Source organism: uncultured Sunxiuqinia sp., from assembly GCF_963974515.1.
Taxonomy (GTDB): domain Bacteria; phylum Bacteroidota; class Bacteroidia; order Bacteroidales; family Prolixibacteraceae; genus Sunxiuqinia.
The window spans coordinates 37,828-61,780 of record NZ_CAXBDD010000005.1; the positions used below are offsets into that span (position 1 = coordinate 37,828).

Consider the following 23,953-nt stretch of genomic DNA (forward strand, 5'->3'; position numbering starts at 1 on the left):
GAGTTCTATCTGCCAGTAAAAAACTGTATGAGGTTGATCCTGACAGAAATTATTATCTGAAAGTGTAAAAACATGAAAATTGAACCGAAGGAGCTATTAACATTTCTGAAAAATTTGCTTGTCATCATTGTTCTATTGACGGGATGGAGCAGCTGTTTTGCACAAAACGATGTCATTTCGTTAGAGGGCATCTGGAGTTTTCAACTCGATAGTGCCGACGCAGGTATTCAAGAGAATTGGTTTGAGAACGAATTATCTGGAAGTATTGCCTTGCCCGGAACTACCGATGACGCAGAACTGGGAGTCCCCAATACCTTAACTCCAAAGCTTGAAAAACCTCAGGTATTACGACTTACGCGTAAAAACTCGTATCGTGGAGCTGCCTGGTATCAGAAAAAATTAATAATCCCTCAATGCTGGAAGGACAAGAATATTCAACTCAAGCTCGGAAGGGTAATCTGGGAAACACAAGTGTGGATCGACGGAAAACCAACAGGCTTCGAGGAAAGCTTGGTCACCCCACATTCTTATGATCTTTCTGGACTACTATCACCCGGAGAGCATGTCTTAACCATCAGGGTTGACAATAGGAAAAAGTACAGCATTAGCGTTAATGAAATGGGACATGCCTATACCAACGAAACTCAAATTATTTGGAATGGAATTATTGGCGAAATAAGCCTGACTGCAACCGACCCCATTTTTATTGCTAACATACAAGTGTACCCCGATATTGAGGAGAAAATTTGCCGTGTACTTACCACCGTGAACAACAAGGGGAAAAAGCAAAAGGGGAAACTGAATTTGAATGTAAAATTGAAGAATGGAGCAGAAAGCCTGCCTGAATTGAAATCAGAAATAAATCTCGAACCGGGAAAGCAGGTTTTTGAGCGGATCTACCCAATGGGTGATGAAATGAAACTTTGGGATGAATTCAACCCAAATGTTTATCAACTGGCTGTTGAAGTTGAAGGCAAGGGATTTTCAAACCACAAATCGACCACCTTTGGAATGCGGCAAATCACGAACGGAAATGCAAAATTGCAAATCAACGGACGACGTTTGTTTTTGAGAGGAACGCTCGAATGCAATATCTTTCCGCTTACGGGTTATCCGCCAATGGACGAAAAAGGTTGGGACAAAGTTTTTACAACCGCTAAAGAATGGGGAATGAACCACTTGCGCTTTCATTCGTGGTGCCCGCCCAAAGCAGCTTTTAATGTGGCGGACAGCATGGGCTTTTACCTTCAGGTAGAATTGCCGGTTTGGACACTCGACATTGGTGAGGACCAACAGACAATCGATTTTCTAAAAGCCGAAGCCGAGCGCATGATACACGAATATGGCAACCATCCTTCCTTTGCTTTGTGGACACTTGGAAATGAATTACAAGGCGATTTCAATGTTCTCGAATCGATGTTGCTCGATTTGAAGAAGAAAGATCCCAGGCACCTTTACTGCACTACCGCTTATACTTTCGAAAAAGGTCACGGCAAATGGCCAGAACCCAATGATGACTATTTCACCACACAAATCACCAAGAAAGGATGGGTGCGCGGACAAGGCCTTTTTGATAGCGAAGCTCCCAGCTTTGATAAAATGTACACTTCCTCCATTGAAGGCTTGCCAGTTCCGTTAATTTCGCATGAGATCGGCCAGTATGCTGTATTCCCAGACCTAAAAGAAATTCAGAAATACACAGGCATTCTTACTCCGCTAAACTTTATAGCGGTTCGCAACGATATGAAACAAAAAGGACTGCTAAACAGAGCTGACGATTACCTAATGGCAACCGGGAAATTCGCATACCTTTTATACAAAGAAGAAATTGAGCGAGCTCTGAAATCAGATGGCTTGAGCGGCTACCAATTGCTCGATCTGCACGATTTCCCCGGTCAGGGCACTGCGCTTGTGGGTTTGCTCGATGCTTTTTACGATAGTAAGGGAATTGTAAGGCCCGAAGAATACACCCAATTTTCATCCCCGGTGGTTCCCTTTGCCAATTTTCCCAAAGCGGTTTACCTGAACGATGAAACATTTGAGGCCTCTGTCGCTGTTTCAAATTACTCACCGGAACCACTCATAAATAAGGAAGTTTTATGGGAATTAGCAACTGCTGATGGCCGTTTGGTGAAGAATGGTAAGTTTTCAACTACAAAAATCGGTATCGGTGCAAATCCTGATTTAGGAAAGATTTCTGCGAGCCTGAGTGAAGTTACCAAAGCGGCTAAGTTGAAATTAACGCTGCACGTTGGCGATCATTCCAATAGTTGGGATGTTTGGGTTTATCCAAATGTACTTGCCATCAATGAGGGTAATGTAATTTATACCCGCGATTTGGAGGAAGCAACCGACGCACTTCAAAAAGGTGAAAAAGTACTTTATAATCCCAATTTCAAAAGAATAAAAGGTTTGGAAGGCAAGTTTGTCCCTGTGTTTTGGAGTCCGGTACACTTCCCAAATCAGGCCGGAACAATGGGCTTGCTATGTGATCCAGATCATCCTGCCTTTACCAATTTTCCAACCGATTTTCACTCCAACTGGCAATGGTGGGATCTGAATAAAAACTCGCGCGTCGTTTTCCTGGACAGCATTCTGGGAGCCAACCCAATCTTGATTAACATCGACAATTTTAACCGCAACAGTAGCTTGGCATCTGTTTTCGAAGCCAGGGTTGGCGAAGGCCAATTGCTGTTTTGCACCATGGATTTATCAACAGATATTGAAAGCAGAATAGTTGCCAAGCAGCTTTTATTCAGCTTATTGCACTATATGAATAGCGGCGACTTCAACCCGTCGGGGCAGATATCCCCGGAGCAAATAAAGTCGCTTATACTGGAGAGTGAAAAAGATATTGGCAGAGGGAGTATTTACGACAATTAATGAGTCAGAACGACTGATGAACACTTGAAGTTGTGCATTTAGAAAGATAACCCGAACTGAAGACAGACTAAAAATCAACAAAACTAAAATGAGCAAATTAAACACGAAATACATCTTTGCGATATCGATGGTATCTGCCTTGGGAGGCTTATTGTTTGGCTACGACTGGGTCGTGATTGGTGGAGCAAAACCCTTCTACGAGAAATTTTTCGATATCGCACAATCGCCAAATTTACAAGGGTGGGCGATGAGTAGTGCCTTGCTCGGGTGCCTGATGGGGGCAATTGCTTCCGGAGTGTTTTCCGATCGCTACGGACGGAAAAAGCTACTGATCTTCTCCGCTTTTTTGTTTACCCTTTCGGCCATTGGAACGGGAGCTTCCAATCAATATTATATCTTCATCATTTACCGCATCCTGGGAGGTATTGGTATTGGATTAGCCTCAAATTTATCGCCCATGTATATTGCAGAAGTGGCGCCGGCCGCTGTGCGCGGAAAGTTTGTCTCGCTCAATCAGCTCACCATTGTTGCTGGCATCCTGCTGGCACAACTGGCAAACTGGCAAATCGCTGAGCCTGTTGCTCCGGGAGCAACCGATGGCGAAATCCTGGCATCGTGGAATGGGCAAATGGCCTGGCGCTGGATGTTTTGGGCTGAAACGATACCAGCCGGTTTATTTTTTATCCTGATGTTCTTTGTCCCTGAAAGTCCACGTTGGTTGGCCAAGAACGGAAAAGAGGCCAAGGTTGAACGCATTCTGGCCCGCATTGGTGGAGCCGACTATGCACATAAGGAATATGCCAACATCCGGGAAACACTGGACAATGAAACCGGCAAAGTAAACTATCGGCAACTGTTTGAGCCAGGCATCAAAAAGGTGCTGCTCATTGGAATCGTGATTGCCGCATTTCAGCAATGGTGTGGAATCAACGTCATTTTCAACTATGCCGAAGAGGTTTTTGAGGCCGCCGGCTACGGGGTTTCCGATATCCTTTTCAATATTGTGGTTACCGGCAGTGTAAACCTGGTATTTACTTTTGTTGCCATTTACACCGTCGACAAATTAGGACGAAGGGCTTTGATGATCATGGGCGCCGGTGGCTTAGCTGGCATTTACGCCTTAATGGGCGCTGCCTATTATTTCCATATTTCCGGCGGAATTCTTCTTTTTCTGGTTGTTCTGGCTATTGCCTGTTACGCCATGTCACTCGCCCCGGTTACCTGGGTGGTACTCTCCGAAATTTTTCCCAACCGCATCCGTGGAGCGGCTATGGCTGTTGCTACCGTTTCGCTTTGGCTGGCCAGCTTCCTCCTGACTTACACCTTCCCGCTGCTAAACAATGCGTTTGGTGCATCGGGTACCTTCTGGCTTTACGGATTGATCTGTTTGGGCGGACTGGTCTTCATCTATAAAAAATTACCTGAGACCAAAGGAAAATCTTTGGAAGAAATCGAACACGAAATTATAAACTAACTAAAACAAAATTCAATGAAAACGATTCAATTTTTCGTATTAATCCTGGCCATTTGGGCGTGCAGCCCGGAGCCAACACAAAAGATGGACCTGAGTGGAGAATGGCAATTTAAGATCGATTCGCTTGATGTTGGAACCAAAGAGCAATGGTATTCCCAAAATCTTACTGAACGGGTTACCCTTCCCGGGTCGATGGTTGAAAATGATAAAGGGTTTGACATTACTATGGAAACAGAATGGACGGGTGGAGTTCAAAACCCGGAATGGTTCAATGATCCAAATTATGCGCCCTACCACAACCCTGAAAATATCCGGTTCCCGTTTTGGCTGCAACCGCTGAAAAAATATACTGGTGCTGCCTGGTATCAGAAAAAAGTAAGCATCCCGGAAGACTGGAACGAGAAAAATATTTTTCTTAACCTTGAACGTCCGCACTGGGAATCGACCGTTTGGATCAATGGTGAAAAGGTGGGGATGCAAAACAGCCTCGCAACTCCACACGAATTTGATGTTACATCTTTTCTGAACACGGGAGAAAATCTGATTTCCATTTGCATCGACAACCGCACCAAAGACCTTGATGTTGGTGAAAATTCGCATAGTATTTCAGACCATACCCAGTCGAACTGGAATGGAATTGTCGGGGATCTTTCGTTGCAAAGTGCCGACAAAATCTATTTTGAGGATATCCAGGTTTTTCCAAAGACTGAATCAAATTCGGTTGAAATAAAAGCTGTTGTCAACAATACCTCTTCAGAAAAAACAAACGTAAGCGTTGAAGTTGAAGCAAAGCTTAAGAAATCGGACAACACAACAGAAAAGAAACAGTTTGAATTTTCAATTCCCTCTGGAGAAAGCAGTATCCGAATGGAGTATCTGTTGGGCGACGATGTCCTGACATGGGATGAATTCAACCCAAACGTATACACGCTTTCTGTTGAAATGGCATACGAGGAAGGAGAAGATCAGCAGTCTGTCGATTTCGGATTCCGCGATTTTACGGCCAATACATCAGGCTTGTCTATCAATGGTCGCCCCATCTTTTTGCGTGGAACATTGGAGTGTGCCATTTTTCCCTTGACCGGTTATCCACCAACCGATGTCAGTGGATGGGAAAAAGTATTCACAGCAGTTCAAGCGCATGGATTGAACCATGTTCGTTTTCACTCTTGGTGCCCGCCTAAAGCAGCCTTTGTAGCCGCTGATGAAATGGGAGTTTATCTCCAGGTCGAATGTTCATCCTGGCCCAATCAAAGTACAAAACTGGGAAGCGGCTTGCCCATCGACCAGTATATTTATGATGAGAGCGAACGCATTGTTAGCGCCTACGGAAACCACCCTTCGTTTGTCATGATGGCATCTGGAAATGAGCCGGGCGGCCCCGGACATGTCGACTATTTAAAGGAGTTTGTAAGCTACTGGAAAGAAAAAGATAACCGCCGGTTATACACCTCTAGCGCTGGTTGGCCGGTAATTGATGAAAATGAATTTCATGTGACGCATAACAAAGTGCGCATTCAGGGTTGGGGCGAAGAATTAAATAGTATTATCAACAGTCAAGCTCCGCGAAGCGATTATGATTGGTCCGATGGTATTGCCAATCTGCAAAGTCCGGTTGTCAGTCACGAAATAGGGCAATGGTGTGTTTATCCAAATTTTAAGGAGATCAAGAAATACACGGGTGTGTTGAAAGCGAAGAACTTCGAACTATTTGAAGAAAGTCTGAATGCCCACCACATGGGACATTTAGCCGACAGTTTTCTACTGGCATCCGGCAAATTGCAGGCGCTTGGTTATAAAGCCGATATTGAAGCGGCTCTGAGAACCCCGAATTTCGGTGGCTTCCAGTTGCTTGATTTGCATGATTTTCCCGGACAGGGAACCGCATTGGTTGGTGTGCTCGATCCATTCTGGGAAGAGAAGGGATACATCACACCTGAAGAGTATCGCCGTTTTTGCAATTCAACAGTACCTTTAGCAAGGCTGGATAAACGAATTTTCAGGGAAGGCGAAACACTAACTGCAAATATTGAAGTCGCTCATTTCGGAGAATCAGAGTTAAAAGGGGTTAATCCGCAATGGAAAATTTATCAGAACGAAACGGTGATCGCTGAAGGAACACTAGGGCAGCAAGATATTCCATTTGGCAATGCCATTAAACTCGGAAAAGTTGTTCACCAATTTCAAACGGAGGACAAACCACGAAAGCTCACCCTCGAAGTTTCCATCAACGAGTATGAAAATTCCTGGGACGTATGGGTGTATCCTGCGTCTGAAGTTACAGTCCCACAAACGATCCGGGTTGTTGAAAAGCTTGACCAGTCGACTATCAAGTTTTTGGAAGATGGAGGAAAAGTCCTGCTGAGTCTTGGGAAAGGTAAAGTTGCTCCGGATATGGGAGGCAGTATTGGTGTCGGTTTTTCCAGCATCTTCTGGAATACCGCGTGGACTAACGGACAAAAGCCGCACACACTTGGCATTTTATGCGATCCCGACCATCCGGCTTTAACTGAATTCCCAACTGAATACCACTCAAACTGGCAGTGGTGGGACGCAATGAGCCATGCTGATGCGATTCAGCTTGATTCATTCACCCCTGAATTAAGGCCTGTCGTCCGGATTATTGATGACTGGGTTTCCAACAGAAGACTAGCGCTCCTGCTCGAAGCAAAAGTTGGAAAAGGCAGCCTATTTATCAGTGGTGTCGATTTGGTCAATAATCTTGACAACCGGATTGAAGCGATCCAATTGAAAAAGAGCATTCTAAATTATATGGCTGGCGATCAATTTGATCCAACTGTTGGGTTGAGCATATCGCAGCTGAATTCGATTATAAGATAAATCACTGATGAACAAGATAGTAAAAGCATATCAAGAGCCACGTATCATACCAACCTATGGACTTGGAAAGCCCGAAATCAATCCACTCTTCTTCGAGAAAAGAGTGTACCAGGGCTCAAGCGGGAAAGTCTATCCAGTACCTTTTATTGATAAGGTTTTTGATGAAAAGAAAGACCAGTCGTACGATGCGGTAGTCCTTGAAAACGATTTTGTACGTTTGGTTATGCTGCCCGAAATTGGAGGCCGGATTTTTGAGGCGCAGGATAAGACCAACAACGGTTATGACTTTTTCTACAAGCAGAAAGTTATAAAACCGGCATTGGTAGGGCTTGCCGGACCCTGGATCAGCGGAGGTGTTGAGTTCAACTGGCCACAGCATCACCGGCCCGGAACATATTTGCCAACTGATATTTTTATTGAAGAGGAAGCCGAAGGCGTAAAAACCATCTGGATGTCGGAATATGACCCGATGAACCGAATGAAAGGGATGCACGGAATTCGGCTTCGGCCGGATAGTTCATTGATTGAACTCCGGGGACGCCTGTTCAACCGGACTCCATTGACCCAAAACTTTTTGTGGTGGGCCAATGTTGCTGTAAGCGTACACGACGACTACCAGAGTTTCTTTCCGCCCGATGTGCATTTTGTGGCCGATCATGCGGTGCGTGCCATGAGTAGCTTTCCTTTTGCCGAAAACGACTACTATGGCGTTCCCTATCATGAACGTCCGGGGAAAAATGATTTGCGATTTTATCAGAATATTCCGGTTCCTACCAGCTACATGGTTTGCGAAACAAAGTATGATTTCTTTGGAGGGTATGACTTTAAAAAAGAAGGAGGCTTTATTCATGTGGCCAACAGGCACATTGCGCCGGGCAAGAAGCAGTGGACCTGGGGAAATGAGAAATTTGGCAAGGCATGGGATCGCGAACTGACAGATGAGGGGGGTCCGTATTTCGAATTAATGGCTGGCGTTTATACCGATAACCAGCCTGATTTTACCTATCTGTTGCCTTACGAAACCAAAACATTTTCACAATTCTGGTGGAGTTATAAAAAAGTTGGTCCGGTGCAAAATGCCAACAACGATTTGGCCATCCGACTGGTTATTCGACAAGGCAACAAACTGGATCTTGGGGTAGCAAGCAGCCGGAAATTTGACAACCTGCAGTTTATTCTGAAAATTGGCAACCAGCAACACGTTTTTAAAAATCTATCGGTCTCACCTGAAAATCCATGGATTGAAAAAAAGATTGGGATTGAAGCGGGACAGGAAAACGCGATTTCGCTCGTCATTACAAATGAACAAGGCAGGGAACTGATTGCCTACCAGCATCGCGAAACAATCAAGCAGCGCAAGCGACAGCTGGCTAAAGAACCTGCCCAGCCTACGGATGTGAAGAGTAGCTTCGAATTGGAGTTGATCGGCGAACATCTCGAACTTTACAGGCATCCAACACGATATCCCGAACCTTACTGGGAGGAAGCTATCAAGCGTGACCCGGCAAACCATAAAGCATTTTATTCTCTTGGCCGTTCGGAACTTAAAAAAGGCAATTTCAGCAAAGCTGAGGCACACTTTCGAGCAGCCATTGAAATCCAAACCAGCCACCATCCTAACCCGGCATCGGGCGAAGCGTATTATTTTGCTGGATTGACCGCCATGTATCTGGATAGAATGGATGAAGCCTATGCCCTACTCTATAAATCAACATGGAATTACGAATGGCGATCAGCTGCCTATTATCGTCTGGCGCTAATCGATTGCCTCCGGGAGGATTATGCACAAACACTGGAACATCTGGAAGCCTCGCTGGATACAAACAGGCAGAACAACAAAGCTTTTGTACTAAAAGCAGTTATAAACAAACGCTTGGGCAACGATAAGCTAGCCGGAGAAACACTCACCTCACTCCTGAAAACAGACTCATTGGATCAATGGGCTAAACATGTTCAGGCAACTTTATCAGGAAATGATGATGAGTTCTTAAGATCATCCAGGAATGATGGACAAACCATCGTTGATATCGCTTTCGACTATTGTGAAGCCGGCTTTTATGAGGAGGCTATTCAGCTCATTGAACTGCACCATACACATGAGCCTGCCGACTGTGCCGTGCCAAATCCGCTGAAACAAACGGTAATGACCCGATTTATTTTAGCCTGGCTTTTTGAAAAGGCAGGCAAGAAAGCGGAATCGGAATCCGCACTTAAAGAACTCTCAACTTCTTCCTACGATTACTTTTTTCCTTCACGAATTCAAGAACAATTGGTACTGGAATGGGCCATCCAGCAAAACGAAGCCGTTTCGCTGGCAGCTTATGGGCTTGGAAATTACTACTTCAATCTGAAACGCCACGAAGATGCCATCCGTAGCTGGGAAAAAGCAGCCAGTGCTGGTTGCCGCTATGGCACATTGTACCGAAACTTGGGCATTGCGTATTGGAACACCTATGGCGACGGCAAAAAGGCGAGAGAGGCTTTCGAAAAAGCAGTGATGCTATCGCCCGAAGATATGCGCATCCAATACGAGTTCGACCAACTACGGAAAAAGTTGAACGACAATCCAGCTGAACGTTTGGCTTACCTCGAAACATTAAACGAAAAGATATTGACACGCGATGATTTCAGTGTCGAACTGGCCGCCTTGTATAATTTTACCGGGCAGCATGAGAAAGCGCTTGAATTGCTTCAGAATAAAAGCTTTCACCCTTGGGAGGGAGGTGAAGGACAGGTGTTGCGTCAATATACCTATTCGTGTTTGAAGTTTGGACAAAAGGCTTTACAGCACAATGAACCGCAGAAGGCACTGGCCTTTTTTGAAAAATCGCTGGATACACCCGACAACCTGGGCGAAAAGTATCATCCGTTGCAGGCTGTAGCGCACATCAACTATTGGAAAGGAATGGCCTGCAAAGCATTGGGCCAGCAGGAAAAAGCCAACGACTGTTTTCTGCATAGTTCCCATGAAGAAGGCGATTTTGTCGATATGGCAGTTAGCGCGTATTCCGAATTGTCGTACTATAAAGCCATGTCGTTGATGGAATTGGGGCAATCGGACGAGGCTTTTGGCTTGTTGAAGAAGATTCGTCAGTTTGGTGAAGAGAAGCTAACCCAAGAGGCCCGGATCGATTATTTTGCGACCTCGCTCCCCTTGTTGCTGGTGTTCGAAGAAGATCTGCAGAAAAGAAATAAGCTGGAATCTAAATACTTAATTGGATTGGCTGAATTAGGCCTTGGAAACAAAACAAAAGCCTTGGAGTTGTTTGCTGAAGTGCTTCAAATCAATGCGATGCACGTTGGAGCGCAGGATCACCTATTCAGCACGAAGCAGATTGTGAAAAAAACTTAGCCGCAAGGATCAAGCAACGAATGGATTTCAATTTTAAAATAGTGGGAATGAAAAGATCAATTATCGTATTTATCGGAGTACTGACATCACTGGCCATGCAGGCGCAAACAAGCTACATAGTCAATATTGACAGACCGGAAAAAGAAATTATCCGGGGTCATCTTGATTTGGGAGGAAGCAATTCCGCAGGTGAGGAAATTTCGGTAAATAGTTATTACATCGAACACGATGGAAAGCCTTTTTTTCCGGTCATTGGTGAATTTCATTTTTCGAGATATCCGGAAGCCTACTGGGAAGAATCAATTCTGAAAATGAAAGCCGGTGGGATTAATGTGATTGCATCTTATGTGTTTTGGAACATCCACGAGCGCCAACAGGGTGAATTTGACTGGAGTGGTGATCTTAATCTTCGAAAGTTTGTCGAGCTGGTGGCGAAACATCAACTATATGCCATCGTTCGCATGGGGCCGTTTTGTCACGGAGAAATGAGAAACGGAGGACTCCCGGACTGGTTGTACGGTAGGTCATTTGAAGTTCGCAGCAATGATCCAGAATACCTCGGATATGTTGATCGTTTGTATGGGCAAATTGCTGCACAGATCAAAGGGTTGCTATACAAGGACGGGGGACCTGTAGTGGGTGTTCAATTGGAAAACGAATTCCAGCATTCCGCGGCTCCCTGGGAGTTCACTTACCCGGGCAGCAAAGTGGAATATACCGTTGCTAACCGGGATGCAGCGTTGACACACGAGCAAATTACCGTTACCGACGGAAAAAATCCATGGTCGGAATACGGCAAGAAACACATGGCCAATCTGAAAGCAATGGCGAAAAAACACGGGATCGATGTGCCTTTATATACAGCCACCGGATGGGGCAACGCCACCATTGTCGAGAAAGGAAGTTTGCCGGTAACGGCTGGTTATGCCTACCCGTTTTGGGCAGTGCCAAGTCCTTCACCTTTCTATCTTTTCAAGGACATTCATAAAAATCCTGACTACAGCCCGGTGAGCTACGAAACCGATTTGTACCCTTCGATCCCCGCAGAAATCGGCCCGGGAATTCAGGCGAAGTTTTCGCGCAGGCCCATTGTTCCATACGAAAGTCTGCATCCAATGATGGTTCGAATTATTGGCAGCGGTTCGAACGGCATAGGCTACTACATGTATCACGGAGGCTCAACGCCCAAGTTTGATGGGACGTTTTACAACGAAGAAGTCAATGGCATCCCTCGCATAAATTACGATTTTCAAGCTCCCATTGGCCAGTATGGGCAGGTTCGCTGTCATTACAAGCACTTGAGAATGCTACATATGTTTCTCGAAGCGTACAGCGACAGGCTGGCTCCGATGAAGACCGTTTTGCCCGAGACCAATGTGGAGATTACGCCCGCAAATACCGATGTCCTGCGATATGCGGTACGCTCGTATGGTGATTCCGGCTTCCTGTTTGTAATTAATTTTCAGGATCATGTTGAAGTCAAGGAAATAAAGGATGTTGCTATCCAAGTTGAAACCGGCAGCGAGACTATTTCCTTTCCCTCCAATGGAACGTTCGACATTCCCAAAGCGACCAGCGCCATTTTGCCGTTCAATCTGACACTTGATCGGGCGACGGTGAAATCAGCAACAGTACAACCACTCACTGTTTTACATAGCGACAATCAAAATTATTACCTTTTTAGTTCCGTAAACGGGATGGAACCTGAGCTAAATTTTTCAACGGAAGTGCGTATTTCAGAATTAAAGAATGCTTCCGTAAGAGTGGCTGGTGGAATAAAAAGCGTCCAAGCAAAATCAGCGGCTCCCTTCACTTTTACCGCCAACGGGGTTAATTTTCTGATCATCCCAGAGGACATGGCGATGAATGCAACGAAAATTGATGACAAGCTTTTCATTTCTGATGCGCTGATCTTAGAAGACTCCAACGGCCTTCAGTTGATTAGCCGAAGCGCCGAGAATATTGTCCATGTGTTTCCAGAAGGAGAAATAAAGCTAACCGATTCTTCGGCAAGTGTAGCCGAAGAGAAATCGCAGGTTGCTGGTTTTCAAGCCTATTCTGTGAAATTCGAAAAATTGGAGCCGGAGGTGATCATCGAGAAGATTACTTCCCAAAAGTATACCTTGGAAGTAAACACAAATATGGCGAAGCTGAACGATGTATTTATCCATATCGACTATGTCGGGGATAGAGGACTGGCATTCATTAATGGAGGGATGATCACGGATCATTTTTATCAGGAACGGAAGTGGGAAATCGGCTTGAAAAGTTTTACTTCACAGCTAAAGAACAACAAAATGGTGTTGATTTTTCATCCGATGTATCCAGATTACCCTTACCTGAAAGATTTGAAATCGATTCCGGAATTCGTAGATGGCAAATATTTAAAGGTTAATGATTTTGAAATCATTCCGGAGTATAAGGCAGGAATCGCATTAATTCAATAATCTCAGTCCAACCAAAGCGCAACGATTTGATTAATAACAGGCTGAAAATTCCATTCTTTAATGGATTGTCTCACCGCCCATTCTGCACCATAAAAACTCAATTATATCCCCGGAAGCATGCAGTATCCGGACGATATGGATATGATTTTTCCGGACGCGGCAGAAGAGGATATGGCTTTCTTTGACAAAACTTCTCAAACCCACTGACATAGACAATAGCCTGATCAATTCCGAATTCCCGAACAGTGTAATTCAATATATCTTCCAAGTCCCGATCGCCCTCTTGGGAAAGCCTGTATGTGAAACGGACTTGAGTTATTCTTTTTATGCGCTTTCGTCTTGGCTTTTACGATGTCCTCCACGCTGCGCTTACTTGAAGGGCTGTCCCATCCCTTAGCGATCTCAGCACGTAGTTCGTCAATACTTTGTTGCGGTACAATTCATGCATGCGCAGGGCTTCGCGAACTACTTCACTGAAGTTCTGATAGTCCTCGCTTGATAGTTGCGTCGCAAAGTACTGTTCTTGCTTTTTTATAGACTTACTATTCATGGGGTCCAATTTTTTATCTTGCAAAGAGATTACAGATGTCTAAATTTAGCAAATATGGACATGCTAGGATGCTGTTCTGTTCGAAACAGCTAAATAGTTCGTTATATTTTATCACACCTGTCTTTCATAGGAGGAGAGATTGGCAATTTTAAGCTGAAGAAGCTGTCGTCCACTGCAAAGTTCCACCAGATCAGGTTTCATATTCAAGTCAAAGTATGCCTATGAGTAGTAAGATTCTTTGCTCAAAATCAATTCAATTAACAAACGAACCAACAATTTCGAATGTAAGTTGTTAATTATTAACACATTTGTTCATGAACCTTAAAATTCAACAAAATGAAAAAGACTATTTTTTTTGTATTTGTACTGATTCTTGCGTTCAGCGCAGCCCCAGTATTGGCGAATAGTGCGGAAGAAAATTCAACATCCGAAAGCGACGCGACTAAGGCAAAAATGGAAAACAAACTATCAGATGAAGAGGTGAAAAAGCTGGTAGAACGTATTGAAGAGATCCGCGAGATCGATAAATCGGAAATGACCTCCAAGGAAAAACGTGTTTTACGTAAAGAAGTGAAAGAGATAAAGGAGACCGTAAAGAAGCATAACGGAACTATTTACATCGGTGGAAGTACGCTTCTGATCATTATCCTTCTGATCATTCTTTTGTAGTCGATTCAAACTTGAATTCGATGCGCGCATTGGAACCAATGCACTGGCTTACCGTGTTTTGACTTCAAGGTGTGAAGTGAAAAATCATTGGAGCAGCTTTGCTTTCAGATCCAAACAAAACCATGGTGCAAAAATTGGAATCGAGTCCTGAAAGCTAGATTTTCAATCCAAAGAAATGAAACATAAATACAGGACAATTGTCAAGTTCAGGACGATCTTAAATTTCTTCAGGACAGGACATTTTGTTCTAATTTTCCTCTCGTTTATCTCTGCCCGCAAAGCTGCTGCACAAGATTATTTTCAGCAGGAAGTGAATTTCGAAATACAAGTCACGCTTGACGATCAACATCACGTCCTTCGGGGCCACGAGACTTTTCAGTACATCAATAACTCACCCGACACCCTTCGTGTTCTTTACCTTCATCTCTGGCCAAATGCCTATTCCAATAACGAAACAGCTTTAGCGAAACAGCTATTCCAACTGTACGGCAAACAAGCACTCTTTGACAATCCCGAGTTAGCCGGATGGATTGATTCAATCGACTTCAAGGCCAACAACCTGGAAGTTCGCTGGAATTTCCTTAAGCACCACGAGGACATCTGCCAGGTACACCTAAATGAGGCTCTGAAACCTGGCGATACAATATCCATTAGTACTCCGTTTCGGGTTAAAATTCCAAGGGGCGAACTCTCTAGATTTGGATCCAACGGAAAATCGTATCAAATTTCGCAGTGGTATCCAAAGCCGGCAGTCTACGACACAGACGGCTGGCATCCCATGCCCTACCTGGATCAGGGGGAATTCTACTCTGAATTCGGAACCTATGAGGTTTCGATCACGCTGGCCGAAGACTACGTCGTTGCTGCAACAGGAGAGCTAAAAACCATAGAGGAAAGACAGCGGTTAGAACGATTAGCCAACAAGCCCATTCAATTCGATACGTTTGCAAGCGAAGATCGTGGTGAACCGCATGGTTCAACAAAACTCAAAACAATTCAGTATACCAGCAAAAACGTGCACGATTTTGCCTGGTTTGCCGACCCCGACTTTCAACTCGAAAAAAAAACGGTAATATTGCCTGGATCCGGGAAGGCAGTGACTATCTGCGTTTTTTATACCAAGCAGCAGGCCCAGCTCTGGAAAAATGCCCTACCCAGCGTGTCCGAGGCCTTGCTCACCTTTTCCGAATGGATTGGCGATTACCCCTACCCCAGCTTGACGGTTGTTCAAACGACACTGAAATCAGGGCTTGGAATGGAATATCCGGGTTTTGCAGTTATTGGCAATACAAGCGATGCCTACAGCCTTGATGAAGTCATTACCCACGAAATTGGTCACAATTGGTTTTACAGTGCCCTCGCTTCGAACGAACGGCTGCATCCCTACCTGGACGAGTCGCTCACTAGCGCTTATACGGCACGATACATGCTTGAAAAGTATCCCGATACAAAGCTCTGGGAGATTTACATTAAAAATGAGAAACTGGCGAAATTCTTTAGTCTTGATAAACAACATGCGCAAGAGGCGGAAGAATACTACTGGCTGAGCCTGGCCCGCGAAAATCTGGAGCAACCAATCAATCTCAGCGCAACAGAGTTGAACGAGACCAATTACGGTCTGATGTTATACTACAAAGGAGCGCGTGGATTGAATTACCTGCGTGCTTACCTGGGTGATTCTCTCTTTGATTCTGCCATGAATGAATACTATCGCCGTTGGAAATTCAAGCACCCGCAACCTGACGATTTTCGGTTGGTGATGGAATCGTACACCGAAAAAGATCTCCGTTGGTTCTTTGAGGATTTTCTGGGAACGACCAAACGGCTCGACTATGAAATTGAACGTTTAGAAGACCTGAGACTTCTTGTATCGAACAAGGGAGAACTGGCTTCGCCGTTGGCCATTTCCGGACTGGATGAAGATTCCGTTTATTTTGAAAAATGGGTGGAGGGTTTTCTGGGGCAACAATGGATTCAGCTTCCTGCCGGTAATTATACTGACATCAAAATTGATCCAAACCATGTGATGCCTGAAATATTCAGAAAAAATAACAACATCCGAACCCACGGGCTCTTCCGAAAGGCAGATCCGATTCAACCTCAGCTTTATTTTTCACTCGAAGATCAGGAAAAAAATAACCTCATGTATTTTCCATCAGTCAGTTGGACCAGGGAAGACGGCGTGATGCTTGGACTGGCTTTGAACAATGGATTTGTTATTCCAAAACGGCTGGAATACTTCATCATGCCTTTCTATGGATTTGAACGTTCCAAACTTGTTGGCTACGCAAAACTATCCTACAGCATTACGCCCTTTCAAAAGCGGGTTCGAATGGCTACCTTTTCTATTGAGGGCAGTCAGTTTGGAGCTCCCGGCAACCAACACTTCCAAACGTTAAAAACCGGTGTGGCGCTCTTTTTTAGATCAAATCCCCAAAAAACCTTCTCCCAAAGCATTTACGGAAATTACGTCCAAGCATCCAACTTGTCTCAGCTAAACAGGGAGGAAAAGGCCGAACATAATTCCTTTGTACAGTTCGGATACCACCTGAAGAAACAAAGCAGAATCAATCCGTTTTATTTGCACAGTAGCATTGAACACTCCCGGTTCCATCAGAAAATAACTGCAGAATTAAATTACCGGCTAAGTTACTATGGGGAAAATCGAGGGCTTGACTTCCGCCTGTTTTCAGGAGCGATGCTGAAGGAATCTTCAGATGCTCCGCTATACGACCTTGCTCCGGCCGGGCGAAGTGGCAGCGAATTATACTTTTACCAAGGATTTTATCCCGACCGTTTCAGTCCGTTTCCATCAACATTCTGGTCAAGACAAATGACCATGAACGAAGGAGGATTGGTTTCGCCCTCCAATAGCATACTTGGCTACAGCAACTGGCTGTTTTCATTGACACTAACAAGCAGTTTGCCTCGCAAAATCGAAAAACTCCCCATAAAACCTTTTCTAACGGTTTTACTGAATGAGCCCAGGGGCAAGTTCCAAAATAAGCCGACTGTTTTTTTCGAAGCTGGCGTAAAAACAGGCTACTGGAACCTCATCGAGTTTTACATCCCCTTGTTCATCAGCAACAACATCAAGTCAGAAACCGGGCCATTCAAAGATCGAATCCGCCTGACTTTCACACTGGATTCATTTAAAAAAATTAATTTAAACCGGCGTTCAGGATTCTAAAGCTCCACTTGGATTCATCTCCGGGAAAATCAGTAAAAACCAGCATGGAAATAAATCGTTAATTCAGAAGATCATTTCATCCGGAATTTTATTTTTCATGCTAACTTTGCCAGCCAATTCATTCAAAATAGAGCTTGGCTTTCAACGCTCTTTGGTTTGAGTTGTTTAGGTTGATGGAGAAAGGGTTAAAATTATGCTGGTTTTAGTAGGAATTATTGTTGCGCTTTTCGTGTTGCTCGTAGTTGGAACCTGGCTTTCGAACCGATTTGGCAAAAAAGACCCGGAAAGCGATACAACGAATGATGGAGTAAACGTGGCCCTGGATTGCTGCGGCGCACACGAGGTATGTGATTTTGAAGAGATGCTTAAAAACCCCGATGAAATTGTTTATTTCGAAGATCAAGAACTGGACCGTTTTCAAGGGGTTAATCCAAGCGAATACCGCGACGAACAAATTGATGAATTTCGCGATGTGCTTTATACCTTGGATAGTGAAGAAATCCGCAAGTGGCTGCTGAGTATCGAGCGGCGCAAAATTCAACTGCCCCCGGTTCTAAAGCAGGAAGCCATTCAACTTCTGGCTGAAGCTTCGTAGGCTGTTATTCGAATAGCATTGTCTGTTTAACCTGTTTGTTTGGTCATAGCCGTTAATTATTGTCATTCCTGATCATTTTATTGTTATTGATCAATTTAAAAACACTGAATGACCACCTAATAACAACTGAATGACTTTTTCATGACATGAGGTAATCTTGCGGATATCTATTCTTCAAAAAACAATTCCTCCTTAATCCGCTGGATCCGGTCGAGCGCATAGTCCGCATTTTCGGCCTTTTCGCCCGCTTCCAACAAATACGACCGATAATAATTTATGGCCAGTGTTTTATTGAAATTATATTCCTCATAGGTTGTAGCAATTTCAAACAAAACCTCAACTTTCCGTGAATCCAGATCATAGGCCTTTTGGTAACATTCAATCGACTTTTCATACTCCTGCAGTGAACCGTAAACCTGCGCCAAATGGTGGTACATTTCCGGATGAAATTCAGGAACAGATATATAAATGGCAAAATCCAGGTAATTGGAAGCCAGCTCATAATGATCTAACCGTTTGTGACTCACGCCGAGGTAAAAATTCACATAAACATCATTGGGCGCCGCGGAGTAGCATTTCTCCAAAATCTCAATGGCATCCTCGGTGTATTTATTGTGGTACAGGCAAATCCCATAATTTAGAAGAACCGGTAAAAGTGTATCGTGACGGGTCATAAATTGATGGTACAAACGCTGAGCCATTTGAAAATCCTTATTTTCGAAGGAAGCATTGGCTGTTTTCAGTTGAATCGTCCGGTTATTTGGAAACTGACGACCGGCCCGGTATAAAGTCATCATCATCCGATTCTTTTCCTTCAACTTTTCGTATACACTCGCCAAATTTAAGTAGGCCGTGAGGTCATTGGGGTTTTGCCGCAGGTAGTTTTCGTACAAACTGGCTGCCACCTTAAATGAATCCGCTTTGTAAGCCGCCAATGCACCGTACTTTTTATACATCACATTTGTAGAATCAACCTGCAGTATTTCGGCAAAGGTGCTGTGTGCCTTTTTGTAGTCATTCAGATATAACCAGGATTTTCCCAACGCATACTTTAGCAGCAAATCGTCAGGTGTCAATGAAAGTGCCCGCTCAAAATCAGCCGATGCCTCGTGATGGTTCCCCAAGGCTTGCAAAAGATCTGCCCTATTAGACAAATAAGTCACAGTTAGTGGTTCTTTGCTCAAGGCCGAATCCAAATCAGCTATGGCTGCCGGATAATCCATGAGTTGTTTATGCGCGAGGCTTTTCTTAAAATACAAGTCCCCGCTTGGCTGAGTCTGAAGTTTCTGATCGATCAGATCAATTGCTTTGGTGTATTCCTGTTTTAACAGCAACAAATCGACTTCATCCTGGGCACAACACACCGCCGGAAGAAACAGCAAAAAAGCAACGGTTAATTTTCTGAACATGGCTTTATTGTTTTAAAGTAAGTTTGGTGTAAACCACGGAAAGATTCTGAAACAAGTTCAGAATGACCTTTTGCGTGGGCTTACACCAAACTTTAAGTTCTATTGCAAAACAAACTCAATCGGGACGGTGTAAGCCACCGCAACATTAACACCCCGCTGCTTCCCTGGCGCCCAGTTTGGCATTTCGTTCACCACGCGCATGGCTTCGGCATCCAACGACGGATCAACTCCTCGGGCTATCTTAATGCGTCCAACCGAACCGTCTTTTTCAACCACGAAGGTTACATATACTTTTCCCTGAATCCTGTTATCCTGAGCAATAACAGGATATTTGACACGCTGTGCGATAAATTTACGCAGTTCCAACTCACCTCCCGGGAACTCCGGCATCTCTTCAACAATATTAAAGACGGCAGGATCATCAGCACCAGCAGTTTGTCCGGCGTATCCAACGACCACCACTTCGTTAACCGCATTGTTCTTGGAATCCAGTGCGCCACTCTTCGAGGTGATCATGACTACCCCATTATTTGCTAATTCACCATATTTCTCAACCATAGCCGGATTGTCTCCTTTCAGGACATCAATAGATTCAATACTATTCGGATCCAATTTTTCCATGGCATCGTGGTCGGCCATTTCGCCGTCAATCAAAAATAGTGGCTGTTCACCATTTGCCGACTTGAGCTGAACTCCTTGTTCCGTTGTTTGGTTTTCAGTAAAATTCTCATCCTTATTTTCGCAGGCAAATACCAGCACAAGGGTAAAAGCCATCAGCACGCCCAGCAGGTAGCGCCATTTGGCTTGGTTTGAAGATTTTATTTTTGTCATCATTTTTAGTCTTGATTTAATTAATGAAGAATTGAAATTGTTGGCAATCGAAAACTGATTACCAATAAACTGGGTGACCAAAACCGCTTTGTAATGATTAACGGCCACGCCCTGATTTAATACTGCCCGATCAGCCATGTATTCGTGGTTTTCTTTAATCACCCGCCGGAGCAGCCAGAAAAACGGGTTGAACCACTGAAAAATGCTGATGAGTTCGAGTATTAAGATATCCACCGTATGTCCCTGGCGAATATGTTCGCTTTCGTGTGCAAGCATTTTTTCCCAGCCCGGCTGTTCTTCCAGGGCCCGGCTTACAAACAAATAATTGAGGAAAGAATACGGACTTGAATTTTCGTCGATATAAACGTAGTTGATTCCATTTTTAGTGACCAACTGGCCTTTTTTTATGACGTAAGCCAATTGAGTCAACCGGACGAGCACAATCAAACCCATGATGATGGCCCCTGCTACATAAGCATAAACCAACAGCTGGCTGGTTGAAATCCAGTTGGCCAGCGAATTGGAAAAGCCCGAGCTACTAACCGTAATTGTTTCCAGCATATTGGATGTTCCGAATCCGGCCAGTAGCGCATTGCCTTGACCGGACGACCCGAAAACTTTGAACTGAAACAAAGGCAGTAAGCTTGAAAAAACAACGGCTAAAAGCAGAAACAAGCGGTTGGCCTTGAAAAAGGTTTCGTTACGCAAAAATACGTAATAAATGAGCGCCAAGGCTCCCAGGCTAAGGCCCGATTCCAAAATGTAATTGATAAAGCTATTCATCGCGTTTGTTGTTAGGGTCTTTTAAATCCTTGCCCACTTCTTTCATCAGTTCTTCCAGTTCGGCCAGGCTCATGTTGTCTTCGCGCGCAAAAAACGAAACCATCTCCTTGAATGAATTGCTGAAATAACCTTTCATGAAGTTTTTCATGTACTTCCGCGTGTACTCCTTTTTACTGATCAGCGGGAAATAACGGTGTGTTTTTCCAAAAGCCTCATAAGCCACAAAGCCCTTTTTTTCTAAAATTCTTATGATGGTTGAAACTGTGTTATACGCCGGTTTCGGTTCGGGCATCTGTTCAATCAACTCCTTTACAAAGGCTTTTTCCTTCTTCCAAAGCAATTGCATGACTTGTTCTTCAGCTTTTGTCAATTCTTTCATCAGGTTCATTTTTTATTCAGGTTGAAGCAACTACAAAAATCAGGCCACTGAACTATGGGAATAGTTAAAAAACTAATTCTTTAGTTTTGAAATCGAAAAAAATTTGTCATGTGAAATAATCTGCTTGTTGAAAAGTCTCTCGTGGTGTCATAGCATGATTTTTTAAGAATGATTAATGATTTGGAATTCCAATTCAAACTTACAACTAATATTTTAGTTTTCAAACTAACTTTATAGTTATTCGTTTCTGTATTGAAAAATTCATTTCTAAATAAGAGCATTCAAGAGTAGGAAAATAGACTCGACAGAGATTGATCACGTCAGCTGAAAATCATCGGCGTCGGGCAAAACACGGAAGTTATTGCGGAACCTTTCAAGCGAGTCCTTGGAGAGTTTGGCGGTAATGATCTGCTCCTTCTTGTCTTCGGCTGCAACCATCACTTTGCCTTTCGGATCTACGAAACACGTATCGCCAACGTAGTTGATCCCATTAGCATCCCTGCCAATACGGTTGATACCTACAACGTAGGATTGATTCTCAATAGCACGCGCTTTCAACAAGGTTTTCCAGGCTCCGCGGCGGGGGGCCGGCCAGTTGGCTGTGTTGATCAACAGATCGTAATCCTGCCGGTTTCGACTAAATACGGGGAAGCGTAAATCATAGCAAACCTGTGGCAGAATCCGAAATGATTTGATTTGAATCAGTTTACGCGTCTGCCCGCCAGTAAAATGCAAGTGCTCCTCTCCCATCGAAAACAAGTGACGTTTGTCGTAATATTCCATCTTGCCCTCGGGATACACAAAAATAAAGCGATTGAAAAAGTTTCCATGCTCGCGAATCATGAGGCTTCCAGCCACCACCAGCCGTCTATCAGCAGCCAATCGCTTCATCCATTGAACGCTTTCTCCATCCATCGCTTCAGCACATTTTTCCACCTGCATGCTAAAGCCAGTGGCAAACATCTCGGGAAAAACCACCAAGTCCGTTTCACTGGCAAGATCGTCCAATAAGTGAAGCAAATGCTTGCGGTTTTCAGCCGGCTGCTCCCAAACCAATTCGCACTGCACCAGAGCAATACACAAGTTGTCTGTCATAGTATACTAATTTTAGTTCTGATCCTCTTATTGATGACCAATAATCAATGACCAATTGACTAAATAACCGATTGCAACCTTACTCCTCCGCTGTAAACAGCTCCGGATATCTGGCTTTTACGTTTCTATTACGGTAATAGGCCTTCATTCGTTTGATATCATTCTGCGGATCGTTTGTTAGCGGCAGCGTTTCAAGCCATCCAATTTCCTTCCGCCCAAAATCGAAGAACCCCAAATAAACGGTTGCTCCGGTTGCTTTGGCAATGGTATGGAATCCAGCTTTCCAGTGCTTGTTCTGCTTTCTGGTCCCTTCAGGTGTCATTGCCAAATGCATTTTATTGCGATTGTTCATCTCATTGATCACTTGTTTGACCACGGTGGCTCCTTTAGAGCGGTCAATGGGTAGCGCCCCCATCTTTCGGAGAAAATAGCCCACCGGCCAAAAGAAAAACTCTTTCTTAATCATCACATGAGCCACGCCTCCCACGGAAGTATAAAACAAATACGAAATCACAAAATCCCAGGCGCTGGTATGTGGCACTCCGATGATGATGGCTTTTTTATGCGGCATTACGCCATTGACGGTTTTCCAACCCCACAGCTTCAATAAAAACTTACAAATGTATCTCACTGGCTCGTTTTTTTATCCCACTAAAGCACTAGGAACACAAAGTTAGTTGAATCATAGTTCGGTCTATAATTTTTAAACTCCATTTTTCCTTTGTGTGCATTGTGGGACTATTACTGCTTCAACGTTCTTTCCTTCAGCAAACTCCTTCAGGTATTTGATTGCCATTTGCGTAGCCTCCGCCAGCATTTTAATCGACTGGTACGAAACGATCACCATTAAAAAGCGTCGGGTATTTTCACTTACGCCTGTTCGCTCCGAATCGGACGTGGAGGTTCCAAAAGAACCTTTTTCATCCCGAAAGACAGGCATGCCTTCAATATTCATCTCGCCTCGTCCCAAGCCATTATACGGTTCATAGGGTCGACCGATTCCCATAACGATGTCACCAACAATTTTGTCATCATCGTAGCCTCCAATCGAAAAACCTGTACTAATCGACACCAGGTTCAACAGATCAACCACATTGTTTATTTGGTAGAGGCCTTTGCCACTCACCACCCGGCGCAACAAGGCTTCGGCTGACAAGCGATAGCGCGCCGGATCTTTACCACAGGCTTTATAAGCTTCGCGGGCCGCCGCGATGTTGGGATTGTGACGGATTTCTTCAATCGTCAAATTTTCCATTATTTCCTGGCTCTTCGCATCAACCAGTTTCCACAAATCTTCCTGAAACCCCTGGATGGAGACCGAACAGGAAATGCAGGACAAATGAATATCAGGACAGGCTTTTTTGAGTTGTTCTTCGATCCAAATTGTTCTCATGAATAAGATTTAGCAGATACATGAAAGCAAAAATAAGAAATCGCACCAAGTATGCGAACAAA

General features: G+C 44.2%; 15 protein-coding genes. 8 read left to right on the forward strand and 7 right to left on the reverse strand.

Annotation, left to right across the window (positions count from 1 at the left end; genetic code table 11):
• The first annotated feature begins 72 nt into the window (after positions 1 to 72).
• The 5 genes from AAC033_RS02630 to AAC033_RS02650 all read left to right on the forward strand — a co-directional run bounded on the left by AAC033_RS02630 (position 73) and on the right by AAC033_RS02650 (position 12,997).
• Positions 73 to 2,883, forward strand: a complete 2,811-nt coding sequence (locus AAC033_RS02630) for a sugar-binding domain-containing protein (RefSeq protein ID WP_339735081.1) — start codon at positions 73 to 75, stop codon at positions 2,881 to 2,883.
• An 88-nt stretch (positions 2,884 to 2,971) separates the two neighbouring features.
• Entirely contained in the window at positions 2,972 to 4,357 is a 1,386-nt protein-coding gene (locus AAC033_RS02635; RefSeq protein WP_339735083.1) for a sugar porter family MFS transporter, read from the forward strand.
• A 15-nt stretch (positions 4,358 to 4,372) separates the two neighbouring features.
• Positions 4,373 to 7,198, forward strand: coding sequence for a sugar-binding domain-containing protein (locus AAC033_RS02640; RefSeq protein WP_339735085.1), 2,826 nt, complete (start codon positions 4,373 to 4,375; stop codon positions 7,196 to 7,198).
• Between the two features lie 7 nt (positions 7,199 to 7,205).
• Positions 7,206 to 10,550, forward strand: coding sequence for a DUF5107 domain-containing protein (locus tag AAC033_RS02645; RefSeq protein WP_339735087.1), 3,345 nt, complete (start codon positions 7,206 to 7,208; stop codon positions 10,548 to 10,550).
• A gap of 47 nt (positions 10,551 to 10,597) precedes the next feature.
• The gene (locus tag AAC033_RS02650) at positions 10,598 to 12,997 is read left to right on the forward strand and encodes a beta-galactosidase (RefSeq protein WP_339735089.1); all 2,400 of its coding nucleotides are present in this window, start codon (positions 10,598 to 10,600) and stop codon (positions 12,995 to 12,997) included.
• A gap of 346 nt (positions 12,998 to 13,343) precedes the next feature.
• Here the strand turns inward: AAC033_RS02650 and AAC033_RS02655 are convergent, their stop codons facing one another.
• Entirely contained in the window at positions 13,344 to 13,547 is a 204-nt protein-coding gene (locus AAC033_RS02655; protein ID WP_339735091.1) for a hypothetical protein, read from the reverse strand.
• A 336-nt stretch (positions 13,548 to 13,883) separates the two neighbouring features.
• Between AAC033_RS02655 and AAC033_RS02660 the strand changes: the two genes are divergently transcribed.
• The 3 genes from AAC033_RS02660 to AAC033_RS02670 all read left to right on the forward strand — a co-directional run bounded on the left by AAC033_RS02660 (position 13,884) and on the right by AAC033_RS02670 (position 18,001).
• A complete protein-coding gene (locus tag AAC033_RS02660) occupies positions 13,884 to 14,216 on the forward strand; it encodes a hypothetical protein (protein ID WP_339735093.1) in 333 nt (110 codons plus the stop codon).
• A 175-nt stretch (positions 14,217 to 14,391) separates the two neighbouring features.
• On the forward strand, positions 14,392 to 17,406 hold the full coding sequence (locus AAC033_RS02665) for a M1 family metallopeptidase (protein ID WP_339735095.1): 3,015 nt from the start codon (positions 14,392 to 14,394) through the stop codon (positions 17,404 to 17,406).
• A gap of 193 nt (positions 17,407 to 17,599) precedes the next feature.
• On the forward strand, positions 17,600 to 18,001 hold the full coding sequence (locus tag AAC033_RS02670; RefSeq protein WP_339735097.1) for a hypothetical protein: 402 nt from the start codon (positions 17,600 to 17,602) through the stop codon (positions 17,999 to 18,001).
• Positions 18,002 to 18,168: 167 nt separating this feature from the next.
• On the opposite strand, the gene AAC033_RS02675 is transcribed toward AAC033_RS02670, so the two are convergent.
• The 6 genes from AAC033_RS02675 to AAC033_RS02700 all read right to left on the reverse strand — a co-directional run bounded on the left by AAC033_RS02675 (position 18,169) and on the right by AAC033_RS02700 (position 23,891).
• A complete protein-coding gene (locus tag AAC033_RS02675) occupies positions 18,169 to 19,410 on the reverse strand; it encodes a tetratricopeptide repeat protein (RefSeq protein WP_339735099.1) in 1,242 nt (413 codons plus the stop codon).
• A 99-nt stretch (positions 19,411 to 19,509) separates the two neighbouring features.
• Complete coding sequence (locus tag AAC033_RS02680) at positions 19,510 to 21,024, reverse strand: TonB family protein (protein WP_339735101.1); 1,515 nt, start codon at positions 21,022 to 21,024, stop codon at positions 19,510 to 19,512.
• The gene (locus AAC033_RS02685; RefSeq protein ID WP_339735103.1) at positions 21,017 to 21,403 is read right to left on the reverse strand and encodes a BlaI/MecI/CopY family transcriptional regulator; all 387 of its coding nucleotides are present in this window, start codon (positions 21,401 to 21,403) and stop codon (positions 21,017 to 21,019) included. Before AAC033_RS02685 ends, AAC033_RS02680 begins: the two co-directional genes overlap by 8 nt.
• A 315-nt stretch (positions 21,404 to 21,718) precedes the next feature.
• Positions 21,719 to 22,498, reverse strand: coding sequence for an amidohydrolase (locus AAC033_RS02690; RefSeq protein WP_339735105.1), 780 nt, complete (start codon positions 22,496 to 22,498; stop codon positions 21,719 to 21,721).
• Positions 22,499 to 22,577: 79 nt separating this feature from the next.
• Positions 22,578 to 23,129 carry a 1-acyl-sn-glycerol-3-phosphate acyltransferase gene (locus tag AAC033_RS02695; protein ID WP_339735107.1) on the reverse strand — a complete coding sequence of 184 codons (552 nt, stop codon included), beginning with the start codon at positions 23,127 to 23,129 and terminating at the stop codon, positions 22,578 to 22,580.
• Positions 23,130 to 23,201: 72 nt separating this feature from the next.
• Positions 23,202 to 23,891, reverse strand: a complete 690-nt coding sequence (locus AAC033_RS02700) for a phenylalanine--tRNA ligase beta subunit-related protein (protein ID WP_339735109.1) — start codon at positions 23,889 to 23,891, stop codon at positions 23,202 to 23,204.
• Between the last annotated feature and the right edge of the window lie 62 nt (positions 23,892 to 23,953).

Excerpts from the sequence above, each read along its gene's own strand:
- AAC033_RS02630 (WP_339735081.1), top strand. The coding sequence starts at position 73 with ATGAAAATTGAACCGAAGGAGCTATTAACATTTCTGAAAAATTTGCTT.
- AAC033_RS02635 (WP_339735083.1), top strand. The coding sequence starts at position 2,972 with ATGAGCAAATTAAACACGAAATACATCTTTGCGATATCGATGGTATCT.
- AAC033_RS02640 (WP_339735085.1), top strand. The coding sequence starts at position 4,373 with ATGAAAACGATTCAATTTTTCGTATTAATCCTGGCCATTTGGGCGTGC.
- AAC033_RS02645 (WP_339735087.1), top strand. The coding sequence starts at position 7,206 with ATGAACAAGATAGTAAAAGCATATCAAGAGCCACGTATCATACCAACC.
- AAC033_RS02650 (WP_339735089.1), top strand. The coding sequence starts at position 10,598 with ATGAAAAGATCAATTATCGTATTTATCGGAGTACTGACATCACTGGCC.
- AAC033_RS02655 (WP_339735091.1), bottom strand. The coding sequence starts at position 13,547 with ATGAATAGTAAGTCTATAAAAAAGCAAGAACAGTACTTTGCGACGCAA.
- AAC033_RS02660 (WP_339735093.1), top strand. The coding sequence starts at position 13,884 with ATGAAAAAGACTATTTTTTTTGTATTTGTACTGATTCTTGCGTTCAGC.
- AAC033_RS02665 (WP_339735095.1), top strand. The coding sequence starts at position 14,392 with ATGAAACATAAATACAGGACAATTGTCAAGTTCAGGACGATCTTAAAT.
- AAC033_RS02670 (WP_339735097.1), top strand. The coding sequence starts at position 17,600 with ATGCTGGTTTTAGTAGGAATTATTGTTGCGCTTTTCGTGTTGCTCGTA.
- AAC033_RS02675 (WP_339735099.1), bottom strand. The coding sequence starts at position 19,410 with ATGTTCAGAAAATTAACCGTTGCTTTTTTGCTGTTTCTTCCGGCGGTG.
- AAC033_RS02680 (WP_339735101.1), bottom strand. The coding sequence starts at position 21,024 with ATGAATAGCTTTATCAATTACATTTTGGAATCGGGCCTTAGCCTGGGA.
- AAC033_RS02685 (WP_339735103.1), bottom strand. The coding sequence starts at position 21,403 with ATGAAAGAATTGACAAAAGCTGAAGAACAAGTCATGCAATTGCTTTGG.
- AAC033_RS02690 (WP_339735105.1), bottom strand. The coding sequence starts at position 22,498 with ATGACAGACAACTTGTGTATTGCTCTGGTGCAGTGCGAATTGGTTTGG.
- AAC033_RS02700 (WP_339735109.1), bottom strand. The coding sequence starts at position 23,891 with ATGAGAACAATTTGGATCGAAGAACAACTCAAAAAAGCCTGTCCTGAT.